9 protein-coding genes are annotated in these 14,786 nt (G+C 58.4%); 7 read left to right on the top strand and 2 right to left on the bottom strand.

Annotated elements, in window-relative coordinates; all coding sequences use genetic code 11:
- Positions 1-46: 46 nt before the first annotated feature.
- Positions 47-910, top strand: a complete 864-nt coding sequence (locus EJA70_RS28085) for a DMT family transporter (protein ID WP_158835460.1) — start codon at positions 47-49, stop codon at positions 908-910.
- Positions 911-999: 89 nt separating this feature from the next.
- Here the strand turns inward: EJA70_RS28085 and EJA70_RS28090 are convergent, their stop codons facing one another.
- Both EJA70_RS28090 and EJA70_RS28095 read right to left on the bottom strand, forming a co-directional pair.
- Positions 1,000-1,908, bottom strand: coding sequence for a DMT family transporter (locus EJA70_RS28090; protein WP_158835463.1), 909 nt, complete (start codon positions 1,906-1,908; stop codon positions 1,000-1,002).
- 82 nt (positions 1,909-1,990) lie between these two features.
- On the bottom strand, positions 1,991-3,616 hold the full coding sequence (locus EJA70_RS28095; RefSeq protein WP_158835466.1) for a methyl-accepting chemotaxis protein: 1,626 nt from the start codon (positions 3,614-3,616) through the stop codon (positions 1,991-1,993).
- Positions 3,617-4,059: 443 nt separating this feature from the next.
- Between EJA70_RS28095 and aceK the strand changes: the two genes are divergently transcribed.
- The 6 genes from aceK (at position 4,060) to EJA70_RS28125 (ending at position 14,730) form a co-directional block, all read left to right on the top strand.
- Positions 4,060-5,781 carry a bifunctional isocitrate dehydrogenase kinase/phosphatase gene (gene aceK / locus EJA70_RS28100; RefSeq protein ID WP_077571567.1) on the top strand — a complete coding sequence of 574 codons (1,722 nt, stop codon included), beginning with the start codon at positions 4,060-4,062 and terminating at the stop codon, positions 5,779-5,781.
- 155 nt (positions 5,782-5,936) lie between these two features.
- Positions 5,937-8,231: a hypothetical protein gene (locus tag EJA70_RS28105; protein WP_158835469.1), complete on the top strand. Its 2,295-nt coding sequence runs from the start codon at positions 5,937-5,939 to the stop codon at positions 8,229-8,231.
- 113 nt (positions 8,232-8,344) lie between these two features.
- Complete coding sequence (gene hrpA / locus EJA70_RS28110) at positions 8,345-12,256, top strand: ATP-dependent RNA helicase HrpA (RefSeq protein ID WP_158835472.1); 3,912 nt, start codon at positions 8,345-8,347, stop codon at positions 12,254-12,256.
- Positions 12,257-12,647: 391 nt separating this feature from the next.
- Positions 12,648-13,769, top strand: a complete 1,122-nt coding sequence (locus tag EJA70_RS28115) for a beta-ketoacyl-ACP synthase III (RefSeq protein WP_158835475.1) — start codon at positions 12,648-12,650, stop codon at positions 13,767-13,769.
- A gap of 119 nt (positions 13,770-13,888) precedes the next feature.
- Positions 13,889-14,503: an RNA polymerase sigma factor gene (locus EJA70_RS28120; RefSeq protein WP_158835478.1), complete on the top strand. Its 615-nt coding sequence runs from the start codon at positions 13,889-13,891 to the stop codon at positions 14,501-14,503.
- The gene (locus EJA70_RS28125; RefSeq protein WP_008086876.1) at positions 14,497-14,730 is read left to right on the top strand and encodes an anti-sigma factor; all 234 of its coding nucleotides are present in this window, start codon (positions 14,497-14,499) and stop codon (positions 14,728-14,730) included. Before EJA70_RS28120 ends, EJA70_RS28125 begins: the two co-directional genes overlap by 7 nt.
- Positions 14,731-14,786: the final 56 nt, after the last annotated feature.

Genomic DNA, 14,786 nt, shown 5'->3' on the forward strand with positions numbered 1-14,786 from the left:
TCAGCTTCGGCTGAGTTGGCTTTTTGCCTGACTACAGGTGGTATTCATGTTTGTCCTTTCGAAAAAATCCGCGCTCGCGGCGGCGTCCACGAGCCTGTTCGTTCTGCTGTGGAGCAGCGGGGCGATCTTCTCCAAATGGGGCCTGGCTCACGCTTCGCCCTTTGCTTTTCTGCTGATCCGCTTTGCGATCGCCCTGTGCGGGCTGGTGCTGCTGGCGCCGTTACTCAGGCTGAAGTTGCCCAAGACTGGCCGGCCGATGCTGTATGCGATTGCCACCGGCGTGGTGTTGCTCGGGGCCTATCAGATTTTCTATTTGCTGGCGCTGAACACCAAGGTTACGCCGGGGGTGATGGCAACCATCATGGGCGTGCAGCCGATTCTCACCGTTGTGTTGATGGAGCGGCAGCGCTCGGCGAGCCGGATGTTCGGGCTGGCGCTGGGACTGGCGGGGCTGATCATGGTGGTTTACCAAGGCATCGGCCTGGCCGGGATGTCCTGGACGGGGATGCTCTTCGGACTGCTGGCGCTGGCGAGCATGACCCTCGGTTCGATCATGCAGAAACGCATCACCGACAATCCGCTCGGCACGTTGCCGGTGCAGTATCTGGCAGGGCTGTTGTTGTGCGGGATTTTTGTGCCGTTCCAGCCGTTCCACTTTGAGCACAGCACCGGTTTTATCGTGCCGGTGTTGTGGATGGGGCTGGTGGTCTCGGTGCTGGCGACACTGCTGCTGTATCGCCTGATTGCGCGGGGCAATCTGGTGAACGTCACCAGCCTGTTCTATCTGGTCCCGGCGGTGACCGCGGTGATGGATTACCTGATTTTCGGCAATCGTCTGGCAGCACTGAGTGTGCTGGGGATGCTGTTGATCATCATCGGTCTGGCATTCGTATTCCGTAAACCCAAGTAACGCCAACCCCTGTAGGAGCTGCCGCAGGCTGCGATCTGTTGATCTTGTTTTTAACCACAAGATCAACAGATTGCAGCCTGCGGCAGCGCCTACCGGGCGTTCACCTCAACCGGTTTTACCGTCGCAGGCTTCAACACCAGCCACAACGCGATCGCAATCAACACCCCGCCGTAGATGTGCGCCATCGACAGCGGCTCATCCAGCAACAACGCCCCCCACAACACGCCGAACGGCGGAATCATGAAGGTCACGGTCATTGATTTCACCGGGCCGATGGAACTCAGCAGGCGGAAGTAAACGATGTAGGCAAACGCCGTGCACCCCAGACCCAGGCCAAGCAACGACAGCCAGACATTCCAGCCACCCCAGCTGACGGGCGGCTGAGTGGCCACGCTGTAGGCAAACAGCGGCAGCAGGAACAGCGTCGCCCCGAGCATGCTGCCCAAGGCGGAAAGACGGCTGTCCAATCCACCGGCCTGATCCAGCCAGCGCCGTGCGAGGAATCCGGCAAAGCCATAACAGGTGGTCGCCAGCAGGCAGGCGAGGGCGCCCATCAGCAGTTGCATGTCGAATGCCACGGGACCGGCGCGCGTCAGCACACCGACACCGAACAGGCCGAGAAACACTCCGCCGAGTTTCGCGGCGTTGAGTTTTTCACTGAAGAACAACCCGCCAATCAGCACGCCCATCAATGGCGTGGTGGCGTTGAAAATCGCTGAATAGCCGGCCGGCAGCACCTGCGCGGCCACGGAGTACAGCGTTGCCGGAATGCCCGAATTGATCACGCCGAGCAGCATTACGGTTTTCAGTTTGCCTTTGAAATCCCAACTGATGCGCATCAGCCCGAGAATCACCAGCAGGCCGACGGCGGCAATCGACACGCGAAAAAATCCGGTCGGGATCGTGCCGATCACCGGCGCAATAATGCGCATGAACAGAAAACTCGCGCCCCAGATGGCCGCCAGCGACAACATACGGAAAATATCGACAGGGCTCACGGCGGTCTCCTTCCAGAATCGGGACGAGAGTGTTGCCGAGCGCCCTGATGAAGGCAACCGCTATTCGGGCATGCAACTTTTTTCAGATAACAAAACGCGTGACCAGCCCGTTGAGGTCGACCGCCAGGCGCGACAATTCCTGACTCGCGGCAGAGGTCTGCGTGGCGCCGGCAGCGGTTTGCGTCGACAGATCGCGGATGGTCACCAGATTTTCATCGACCTCGCGGGCCACCAGTGCCTGCTGCTCGGCGGCGCTGGCGATCACCAGATTGCGTTGATTGATCTGCGCAATCGATGCGGTGATTTTCTCCAGGGCCTGCCCGGCACTGTTGGCGCGGCGCAAGGTTTGCCCCGCCTGCTCGGCACTGCTTTGCAGCGCGCCAACAGTGGCGCCGGTGCCTTGCTGGATGCTGCTGATCATCAGCTCGATTTCTTCGGTGGAGTTCTGTGTGCGTTGCGCCAGCGAGCGCACCTCATCGGCGACCACCGCGAAACCGCGCCCGGCCTCACCGGCGCGCGCCGCTTCGATCGCGGCGTTGAGCGCCAACAGATTGGTCTGCCCGGCAATCCCGCGAATCACTTCCAGCACTTTGCTGATGTCCTGCGCCTGTGTGGCCAAACCTTCAGCCTGCTCGGACGCGCCGAGCACGGCGCTGACCAGTTCCTGAATCGAGCTGATGGTTTCGCTGACCTGCACATGGCCGTGCTTGCTGTCCTCGTTCGACGCCTCGGACGCCTCGGCGCTGGACACCGCGTTGGCCGCGACTTCATCCACCGCCGTACTCATCTCGGTCACGGCGGTGGCGGCCTGTTCGATTTGATCGTTCTGCTGCTGCAGGCCACGGGTGCTTTGTTCCATCACCGAACTCATTTCCTCGGCAGCGGAAGCCAGTTGCTGCGCCGATTCGCTGATACCGCGAATGGTCGAGCGCAGATTGCCCTGCATCTCGGCGAGAGCGTCGAGCAACTGCGCGGCCTCGTCTTTACCGCTGCTGGCAATCTCGCCACTGAGGTTGCCGGCGGCAATGCGTCGTGCCACCTCCAGCGCCTGACTGATCGGCGTGGTGATGCTGCGAGTCAGCGCCCAGGCCAGCAGCAGGGTGGCGATCAACGCGACCACGATGATCGTCGCGACAATCCACAGTGCCCGCTGATACATCGCCGCCGCCGCTTCGGCCGCGGCATCGGCGCCCTGCTGATTGAGCGTGATCATCGCCTCCAGCGTCTTGTCGAGCACTGCGCCCTGCGGCGCCAATTCGTTGTTCAAACGGGCGGAAGCCTGCTCGTTCTGGCCTGCGTCGATCTGGCTGACGATCTGATCGAGGATGCTCAGGTATTTGCCGACGGCGACACTCAAGCTGTCGAGCATTGCCTGTTCTTCATCACTGGCAATCAAGGCCTTGTGGTCGCTGAGGCGTTTGAGCAGTTCTTCACGCTGCGCCTTGAGAATGCCTTTGCTTCTGTCTCGACTGGCTGCCTGGGTATTGGCCGTCAGGCGCAACGATTCGAGACGGATGCTGGCGATGTTCGCCGCCGCGTCATGAATGCTTTCGATGCTCGGCATCCATGATTCTTCGATCACCGCTGCGCTCTCGCGCAGGGTCTTCATCTGGGCAAGCCCGAACAGGCCAACCACCACCAGCAGACCGGCCAATACGGCAAAACTCAAACTGGCGCGCAAACCGATGCGCAGATTGCGGATAGACATCTTTGTGCTCCTTGATCTTTGAGGGAGAGGTCGTCCTCGTGGGCCGAGGATCTTGTTGTGAAGGGCGTAATGGCGGGCTGTATATCAAAGTGCCACTATTTTGGTAAGACCAATCCGGGTGGTGTCACGAAGCATCGACCCGTTGCGGGAAAACCGCGGGCTAGAGAGGTGCACTGGCAATTGACTGCCAAGGCCGGTTATTTCGCGGGCTGGCGCAAAGAGATCCGCGAGACTGAACAGGTGATTTTTTGACCGAACGGTCGATTAAAAAAACTTTGCAAAAAACTGTGTCGGATTCAAAGGCCCCTTCGCGAGCAAGCCTGGCTCCTACAGGATCGTTGTACGAACTTGCCGTGCTTTTGGCAGAAATTGCACTTCACCTGCGCCCGCATCCGTGGCTAAGCTCAGGCACAGATTTCCAAACGCACGCCGAGGTCTCCTTTATGCCGCAGCAATGGCCAGCCACCGACATCGCCCGCATGATCCTCGATGGCTTTGACGATTACCGCGAGCACTTCCGGCGGATCACGGATGGCGCCCGCGAGCGCTTCGAGCAGGCGCGCTGGCAGGAGACCCAAACCGCGTCGGCGGCGCGGATCAACCTTTACGAAGAAAAAGTCGGCGAAACCATCGCCCGTCTGCGCGAATATTTCGACGATGAAACGCTGATGAATGTCAGCTGCTGGCCGCTGGTGAAAAGCGCCTATATCAGCGTTATCGACCTGCGTTTCGACGATGAGCTGTCCGAGACCTGGTACAACTCGATTTTCTGCGGCCTGTTCAGCCATGACCTGATCAGCGACGGCTGCATGTTCATTCACACCACACGCCCGAGCCTGCGCCGTGCCCGCGCCGCGCAAACCCGCACGTACAAGCCGCAGGGCCAGTTGTCGGGGATGCTCGCGAGCATTTTTGCCGACTACCGTTTCAGCGAGGATTACGCTGATTTGCCCGGCGACCTGCGGCGTCTCGAAGCGCAACTGCGCGAGAACCTGCCGGACTGGGTGTGCAAGGACCCGGAGCTCAGCGTCGAGTTGTTTTCCTCGGTGCTCTACCGCAACAAGGGCGCGTATCTGGTTGGGCGCATCTACACCCGCGACGAACAGTGGCCGCTGGTGATTCCGCTGCTGCACCGCGAAGGGCGCGGGATTCAGATCGATGCGTTGATCACTGACGAAGCCGACGTGTCGATCATCTTCTCGTTCACCCGTTCTTACTTCATGGTCGATGTGCCGGTGCCGGCGGAGTTCATCGGCTTCCTGCGGCGCATCCTGCCGGGCAAGCACATCGCCGAGCTGTACACCTCGATCGGTTTCTACAAGCACGGCAAATCCGAATTCTATCGTGCGCTGATCAATCACCTGGCCAACACCGACGATCAATTCATCATGGCCCCCGGTGTGCGCGGCATGGTCATGAGCGTGTTCACCCTGCCGGGCTTCAACACCGTGTTCAAGATCATCAAGGACCGGTTCTCGCCGTCGAAAAACGTCGACCGAGCGACGGTGATCGAAAAGTACCGACTGGTGAAAAGTGTCGACCGGGTAGGGCGGATGGCCGATACCCAAGAGTTCGCCGATTTCCGTTTTCCGCTGAGCAAGTTCGATCCGGCGTGTCTTGAGGAATTGCTGGAAGTCGCGCCATCGACGGTATCGGTCGAAGGCGAAACCGTGCTGATCCGCCACTGCTGGACCGAGCGGCGAATGACCCCGCTCAATCTCTACCTGGAAAACGCCAACGACGCGCAAGTGCGCGAGGCGCTGGAGGATTACGGCCTGGCGATCAAGCAACTGGCGGCGGCGAATATCTTTCCCGGCGACATGCTGCTGAAGAACTTTGGCGTTACTCGTCACGGCCGCGTGGTGTTTTACGACTATGACGAAATCTGCTTTCTGACCGAGGCCAACTTCCGGCACATTCCGGCACCGCGTACGCCGGAAGACGAGATGGCTTCGGAGCCGTGGTATTCGATCGGGCCACTGGATGTGTTTCCCGAGGAATTTCCGCCGTTCCTGTTTGCTGATTCGGGGCAGCGCAAGTTGTTCGATCAACTGCATGGCGAGTTGTACAACGCCGATTACTGGAAGAGCCTGCAGGAGGCGATTCGGGCAGGGAAAGTGATTGATGTCTTTCCTTATCGACGCAAAGGCCTCGATAACGAATGAACCTGAAATCAGGTGGGCTGTTTTTTTATAGTTTGATGTGTTCTATGTAGTGCGTGCTTACAGTTAGTGGCTGGCTCAGTACCCGTGGTTCGATTAGTTTGCGTGAATGCCTTTCATGGTGGAGGGCGGTAACTAATAGAGCGGGACTTGCGTGTATGAATGTTTCTGTGGGCGAACTGAACCTGTATGGCGATGCGGAAAATCTGAAAAGTTTTTTGCAGATATACCGAAAACACGGATTGCACAATGTGGAAACATCCAGTGAAGTGCTTGAGCGCCTGCAGAGTGCGCGGATGCCGGTACATCAAGAATCATCTATTGTTAAACATGAGGCGGTAGGCGCGGATCGCAGCATTAGCCTGGAAGCATTTATTCTTAGTCGAGGCTGGCAGGTTCCCCGGAACATCGAAGAAGGGCAAAATCTTTATCAAGTGTTGATAACACCACTTCCACGTCTGATGGAAAATAATCGTTACCTTGAACTCATCTCGTGGAGTTCTGTGCTGGACATAGACGATGCGTTCAGAAGCGAGATCGAAGCGGCTGTACACCACTGGTTAAGTTCCAGGCCGGGCTCCGATGTTGCAGGTGGCTTATTGAAACACTTGATTGAGACGCTCGGGGATGCCCAATACGACGACAGCATTATTCAGCAGAAAATTGATCGACTGCTGACCGGGTATGAAGCGCAAGAGTTGGGCACTTCTCTGCAAACCCGGTTTCAAGACATTGCTTTCGTCGAGAGCGCCAGTGAGTGGTGCATGGTCGCGATTCTAGTGGATATGCATGTAAATGGTTACATCGCCGACTATGAACTGTTGCAAAGCGACAATTGGGGTTTACCCGCTACAACGGTAATTCAAAACGTCGAAACATATTTGTTGGTGGCCGGTCATTTTGAACCGCACGTCGTTGCCGTGGCAGCGTATCTGATGATTGCAGGGACTGCGCCGGCGCTGACGGTTTATGACCTGCCTGACGATCTGGTCTTTGGTTCAACCGCGTGGGCATTGTTCAATGCCACGGCTTTGCGTCTGGATCTACAGACACCCGGTATCTGTGCCGCAATGAGTTTTGGTCAGGTCATGTCGGTCTCGGTGTTGCGGCCGATTACCAACGAGCAAGCATTGATCGATCAGCAGGCATGGCGTTCCACCTTGATTCAGTGGGGTGTGATGAATGGTGTCATCGGCATCAAATCCGATGTGCAGTACGACGCGTATATCGAAGAGGTACGCGATATCTACAATCAACAGATATGGGAGCAGGCTCAAAGCGTTATCAGTTCAAGTGCGGTCATGCCCACTCGCAAAGCGTTGGCGGAATGGGAGTTGATTGGTCTTTTTGCTTCCGATACCTACGTGAATGAGCAGGAGCCAATATACCGAGAGTCTCACGGTGCCAACGTAAAATTGTCGTTGGTCGAGATCTACATGAGGGGCTGGGTTCCCGGTAAAAAGATCACCTCGAATTTTGCAGATGACCCGTTGTCTGGTTTTGCCGATCGACTGGACACTCTTCCTCGTATCGAAACACTGTTTAGTCAGGCATTTACGCCGTATGTCGAGAATCTGCGGGCGGGGTACTCGACAATGGTGAAGTCCTTGTTGTCACAATTACCGCTCAAGGACAGGCGCTACTTGGAAATAGGTGAGATTACTGTTTATTCCCTGCAGTGCGGGTTTGCTCATTCGGCTTTTGAAAATTATGCAGCACGAGTCGCCCAGTTGACGTGGCGCCATGGCGTTCTATTGCGTGTTGCGGGAGGGTGGGGCGTTGATTATTACGAAATTATTCCGGGTGCTGGAATAATCAAGAAGAATAACGACCTCCCTATAGAAATTGAAACGGGTTATGTGAGGCGGGGCGACAGCATAGGGTCTTCCGATATAAACGGGTATTACGGGCGAGGTTATACATTTAGCAGCAATGATTACGTCTACACACTGGCACACGCAGATGAGCAGCATGACTCAGGCCCCCGCTACGGAATTATTCTAGAAGAACTTGAGTTTGACCGCGCTGATGTTGTCGGGACATGGACTCCAATCGATTCAACGGCTACAGGTGATTACACGTACTCGACTCGCACCACCCATTACATTGCTCAGGTGGTCGCCCGACATTTGATTGGCCCAGAAGACGCCCTGAAAAAAACGGCATGGGGACTTTCTCTGCAAGACGAAATTGATGGCGAAGCTGACAAGTGGATCGGTTCCGCACTAGCGTTTATACCGTTCTATACCGCGATCAAAAACTTCATTGCTGGAAATACGGCGATGGGTTTGTTTTACGCCTCGCTGGATGTCTTCGGGCTCATGCTGGGCGGGACGGGCAATCGTCTTGTATCCGAACTGGTAAGGAGCGCAGCCGGCAAAGGCACGCTCAAAAGTCTGGCTGCTTTGGCACAGGCACCTAGCCTGAAAAGGCTTGAGCGAACTGGCGGCTGACAATCATCAGCGGCACAGCAAGACGGGCAGGGAAGTGGCCTTGCGAGCATTCCCTGCCCGATATCTGCGACAATCGCGTCCTTGCATAAACAGACGACCGAATTGCGTACCCGATGACCGACGAATCGCCCTCCATCGACAAACTGCTGAAAAACCTCGACCACGCCATGCTTGCCGACCGTCACCGGCTGCGGCGGCAGTTGCTTGAGCTGCGCAAGAAACCCGACGAGGCCAAACTGGCCCAGTGGGTGACGCGCATGCAGGCGTCCTGTGATCAGGTGCTGGCGCGCAAGGCCAGCCTGCCGGTGATTCGTTACGACGACAGTTTGCCGATTGCCGCCAAGCGCGACGAAATCAAAAAGGCGCTGGAAAAGCATCAGGTGCTGATCATCGCCGGCGAAACCGGCTCGGGTAAAACCACCCAGCTACCGAAAATCTGTCTGGAGATCGGGCGCGGCCAGCATGGCTTGATCGGCCATACCCAGCCACGCCGGATTGCTGCGCGCAGCGTCGCCAGCCGTGTGGCCGAAGAACTTGGCACGCCGCTCGGGTCGCTGGTCGGCTATCAGGTGCGTTTTGAAGATCAGAGCGATGCCAACACCCTGATCAAGCTGATGACCGACGGCATCCTGCTCGCGGAAACCCAGAACGATCGCTACCTCGAACGCTACGACACGATCATCGTCGACGAAGCCCACGAACGCAGCCTCAACATCGACTTCCTGCTTGGTTACCTGAAAACCCTGCTGCCGCGTCGTCCGGATCTGAAAGTCATCATCACCTCGGCGACCATCGATCTGGAGCGTTTTTCCAAGCATTTCGACGATGCGCCGATTGTTGAAGTCTCCGGCCGTACCTTCCCGGTCGATACCTGGTATCGCCCGCTGACGCTGGAGCAGGACGAGGAGGGCAACCGCGTCGAGGATGACCTGACGGTGGATCAGGCGATCCTCGCCACCCTTGATGAAATCGCCGCTTACGAGCGCAGCGAACGCCGCAGTCCGGGTGACGTGCTGGTGTTCCTGCCGGGCGAGCGCGAGATTCGTGACGCTGCCGACATGCTGCGTAAAGCCCAACTCAAACACACTGAAATTCTGCCGCTGTACGCGCGCCTGTCTCCGGCCGAGCAGCAGCGGATTTTCCAGTCGCACCCGGGCCGTCGCGTGGTGCTGGCAACCAACGTTGCCGAGACGTCGCTGACCGTGCCGGGCATCCGTTACGTGATCGACAGCGGCACCGCGCGCATCAGCCGTTACAGCTACCGCGCCAAGGTCCAGCGCCTGCCGATCGAGGCGATTTCCCAGGCCAGCGCCAATCAGCGTAAAGGTCGCTGCGGCCGGGTCGAGCCGGGTATTTGTATTCGTTTGTACAGCGAAGAAGACTTCCTCGGTCGCCCGGAATTCACCGATCCGGAGATTCTGCGCACCAACCTGGCTGCGGTTATTTTGCAGATGCTCCATCTGCGCCTTGGCGAGATCACCGCATTCCCGTTTATCGAGCCGCCGGACGGCAAGGCAATCAGCGACGGGTTCAATCTGCTGCAAGAACTCTCGGCAGTGGATCGCAACAGCCAGCTGACGCCGCTCGGTCGCCAATTGGCGCGTTTGCCGGTCGACCCGCGCATGGGGCGCATGCTGCTTGAAGCGGCGAAACTCGGCAGCTTGCAGGAAGTGCTGATCGTCGCCAGTGCGATGTCGATTCAGGATCCCCGCGAGCGGCCGCCGGAGCGTCAACAAGCGGCCGATCAGGCCCACGCGCAATGGAAAGACATTGACTCGGACTTCGCCGGATTGGTGAATCTGTGGCGGGGTTTTGAGGAACAGCGCCAAGCGCTGACCGCGAGCCCGCTGCGCAACTGGTGCCGGAAGAATTTCCTCAACTATTTGCGCCTGCGCGAGTGGCGCGATTCCCATCGCCAGTTGAGCCTGATCTGCCGCGACATGCAGTTGAGCCTGAATAAAGAGCCGGCGGATTACCCGAAACTGCACAAAGCGGTGCTGGTCGGTCTGCTCAGCCAGATCGGCCAGAAAACCGAGGACGGTGATTACCTCGGCGCGCGTCAGCGACGTTTCTGGATTCATCCGTCATCGGGCATCGGCAAGAAGCGTCCGCAATGGTTGATGACCGCCGAACTGGTGGAAACCACCAAGCTTTACGCGCGCATGGTCGCCAAGATCGACGCCGACTGGATCGAGCCGCTGGCCGGGCACTTGATCAAGAAAAACCACTTCGAACCGCACTGGGAGAAGAAGCGCGGCCAGGTCGTGGCGTTTGAACAGATCACCCTGTTTGGATTGATCGTGGTCGGTCGCCGCCCGGTGCATTACGGCCCGGTCGATCCAGTGGTTTCGCGTGAGCTGTTTATCCGCGAAGGTTTGGTGCGCGGCGAGATTCAGTCGAAAGCCAAGTGCCTGACCGCGAACAAACAACTGCTGGAACAACTCGACGAACTGGAAGCCAAGGCCCGTCGCCGTGACATTCTCGCCGACGAAGAAACCCTTTACGCGTTCTACGACGCGCGGCTGCCGGCGGAGATCCATCAGACCGCGACGTTCGACAGCTGGTATCGCATCAACAGTCAAAAAGATCCGCAGTTGTTGATCATGCGCGAAGAAGACGTGCTGGCCCGCGAGGCCAGTGAAGTCACCGCGCTGCACTACCCGGACACGCTGCACATCGGCGATCTGGAGTTGGCGCTGACCTATCACTTCGAGCCCAATCACCCGCGTGACGGCGTGACCTTGCGGGTGCCGGCGCCGCTGCTGCCGATGCTGCCGCCGGAGCGTCTGGAGTGGCTGGTGCCAGGGCTGATCGAGGCCAAGTGCATCGCCCTCGTGCGCAACCTGCCGAAAGCGCTGCGCAAGAACTTCGTGCCAGTGCCGGACTTCATCAAGGCTGCCTTGCAACGCATGACCTTTGCCGAAGGTTCGTTGCCGCAAGCGCTGGGGCGTGAGCTGTTGCGCATGACCGGCGCGCGGGTCAGCGATGAAGCGTGGGCGGAAGCTGAGCAAGGGGTTGAAGGGCATCTGCGGATGAACCTGGAAATCGTCGATGGCCAGGGCAAGTTCCTCGGTGAAGGGCGTGATCTGGCCGAGCTGACCGCGCGGTTTGCCGAAGCCAGTCAAGCCGCGTTGGCCGTGCCGCAGAGTGCGAAAAGTCAGCAGCCGGTCGAGGCGAAAGTCTTCGCGCCGGTGGCGGAAAAGACTCAGCAAAAGATCGCCGGGCTGTCGATGACGGTGTATCCAGCGCTGGTGGAAGAGGGCGGGACGGTCAAGGAGGGGCGCTTCTCAACCCCTGCCGAGGCCGAATTCCAGCATCGTCGCGCGTTGCAGCGCTTGTTGATGCAGCAGTTGGCCGAGCCGGCGAAATTCCTGCGCAGCAAGTTACCGGGGCAGACCGAATTGGGCCTGCTTTATCGCGATCTGGGTCGGGTCGATGCGCTGGTCGAAGACATTCTGCTGGCCAGCCTCGACAGCTGCATTCTCGAAGGCGAAGACCCGTTGCCGCGTGACGGCGCCGGTCTGGCGGCGTTGGCGGAACGCAAACGCGGTGGCTGGACTGAGCACGCCGAACGCGTGGCGCGGTTGACGCTGGAGATTCTCAAACTGTGGCACGGTTTGCAGAAGCGCTTCAAAGGTAAGATTGACCTCGCTCAGGCCGTGGCACTGAATGACATCAAGCAGCAGATTGGTAATTTGGTGTATCCGGGGTTTGTTCGGGAAACGCCGATGCAGTGGCTCAAAGAAATCCCGCGTTATTTGAAAGCGGTCGAGCAGCGTTTCGAGAAGCTTGGCGCGCAGGTGCAGAAGGATCGCGTCTGGAGCGGCGAACTCGCCGGCCTCTGGGCGCAATACCAGGCCCGCGCGGCCAAACACGCGCAGGAAGGCAAACGCGATCCGCAGCTTGAGCTGTACCGCTGGTGGCTGGAGGAATACCGGGTGTCGCTGTTCGCCCAGCAGTTGGGCACGAAAACCCCGATCTCCGACAAACGCCTGAACAAGCAATGGAGCCAGGTCGAACCCTGATCTGGCGTAATCCCCCCGATCCCCTGTGGCGAGGGGATTTATCCCCGATCGGCTGCGAAGCAGTCGCTAAACCAACACACTCGGTAAGACTAATGAACCGAGGTGTCAGGTTTTGGGGCGGCTTCGCCACCCATCGGGGATAAATCCCCTCACCACAAGGGCTCACTCCTACATGGGGGAGCGGTGTTGTGCTTGAGAAAGGCGCCAAAAGCCTGCGTTTATGGCAAACTTCGCGACCATAAACGCCGGTTTCGCGACCCAGAGCCTTCGGCGATGTCGCGCAGCGGAATAAAGCGATGCCAGGTTTGTGTCCCCCGGATGGGAATAGACCCTTTGTGTGTTGGTACGACGGTTCCAGCACTTTCTGCCTGAACAGATTAGAGAAACGACCATGCATAACGTCGTCATCAGCGGCACCGGCCTGTACACCCCGGCCAACAGCATCTCCAACGAAGAGCTGGTGCAGTCTTTCAATACCTACGTCGCGCAGTTCAACGCCGACAACGCCCAGGCCATTGCCAGCGGCGAAGTCCAGGCCCTGACCGAATCCAGCGCCGCCTTCATCGAAAAAGCTTCGGGCATCAAGAGCCGCTTTGTCATGGACAAGGACGGCATCCTCGACCCGCAACGCATGGCACCGCGCCTGCCGGAGCGTTCCAACGACGAATGGTCGGTGCTTTGCCAGATGGCCATCGGCGCTGCCGAACAGGCCCTGCAACGCGCCGGCAAAACCGCCGCTGACATCGACGGCGTGATCGTCGCCTGCTCCAACCTGCAACGCGCCTACCCGGCCATCGCCATCGAAGTCCAGGAAGCCCTGGGTATCCAGGGTTTCGGTTTCGACATGAACGTCGCCTGCTCCTCGGCGACCTTCGGTATTCAGGCCGCCGCCAACAGCGTGCAACTCGGCCAGGCGCGGGCGATCCTGATGGTCAACCCGGAAGTCTGCACCGGTCACCTGAATTTCCGTGACCGCGACAGCCACTTCATCTTCGGCGACGCCGCGACTGCGGTGATCATCGAGCGCGCTGAAACAGCGACGTCCAAGCACCAGTTCGACGTGGTCAGCACCAAACTGCTGACCAAGTTCTCCAACAATATCCGCAACAACTTCGGTTTCCTCAACCGTGCTGCGGAAGAGGGCGTCGGTGCCCGCGACAAGCTGTTCGTGCAGGAAGGCCGCAAGGTGTTCAAGGACGTCTGCCCGATGGTTGCCGAGTTGATCGGTGAGCACCTGCAAGAGAACCAACTCAACGTTGGCGACGTGAAGCGCTTCTGGCTGCACCAGGCCAACTTGAGCATGAACCACTTGATCGTGCGCAAACTGCTCGGTCGCGAAGCCACCGAAGAAGAAGCTCCGGTGATTCTCGACACCTACGCCAACACCAGCTCCGCCGGTTCGGTGATTGCGTTCCACAAGTATCAGGACGATCTGGCCGCCGGTTCGCTGGCTGTGTTGAGCTCGTTCGGTGCCGGTTATTCGATCGGCAGCGTGATTCTGCGTAAACGCTGATTGCGTTTTAAAAGATCGCAGCCTGCAGCAGCGCCTACACGGATGGTATGAAATCCGTTCTTGTAGGCGCTGCCGAAGGCTGCGATCTTTTGTTTTTAACGCTTTGCAAAGAGACGCCAATGGCCGCAATGGACGACACTCAACTGCTCGAACGCCTGTTGGCCGGCGAGCAAAAAGCTTTCAAGGAGTTGGTCAGCACTTACCAGAGCGCCATGCGCGCCGTGGCCTATGCGATTGTTGGCCAGCGTCATGTCGAAGAAGTGGTGCAGGACGCCTGGCTGTCGGTTGTGCGACACATCGCCAGTTTCGAAGGGCGTTCCAGTCTCAAGACCTGGCTGCTGACCATCACGGCCAACTCAGCCAAAAGCCGTTACAAACAAAATCGCCGCGAAGTGTTGATGGATGACCTGCCTTCGCCCCATGGCACCATCGACGACGAGCGCTTTTCTCCCGGCGACGGCCACTGGCTGATCGCCCCGATCGCCTGGCACCAGGACACACCGGAAGCGCTGCTGACCGAGAGCGAGTTGCGCGACTGTCTGGAACACACGCTGTTGAGCCTGTCGGAACTGCAAAGCAGCGTTTTGCTGTTGCGTGAACGCCAGGGGCTGGAGTTGGAGGAGATCTGTAATCTTCTGGAGATCTCGCTCTCCAATGTCCGTGTGCTGCTGCATCGTGCGCGGCTGAAAGTCTTCGCGACCGTGGAGCATTTTGAGGAGACCGGGGAATGCTGACCTGTAAGGAACAAGTGGCGCGCTCCAGCGATTATCTCGATGGGCAATTGAGCTTTCGGGAAAAATTGATGGTGCGTCATCACTTGATGTTCTGCCCCAATTGCCGGCGATTCATTCGCCAGATGAAATTGATGCAAGCCACGCTGAAAGCGCTGCCTGAGGAACCTGAAGAAGGCGTGGATGCCTTGGCCGAACGCCTCGCCGAGCAACGCCGAAAAGACCTGTAGGAGCTGCCGAAGGCTGCGATCTTTTGATCTTGTTTTTAAAGATCAAAAGATCGCAG

Source organism: Pseudomonas sp. PB103, assembly GCF_009764635.1.
Classification (GTDB): Bacteria; Pseudomonadota; Gammaproteobacteria; order Pseudomonadales; family Pseudomonadaceae; genus Aquipseudomonas.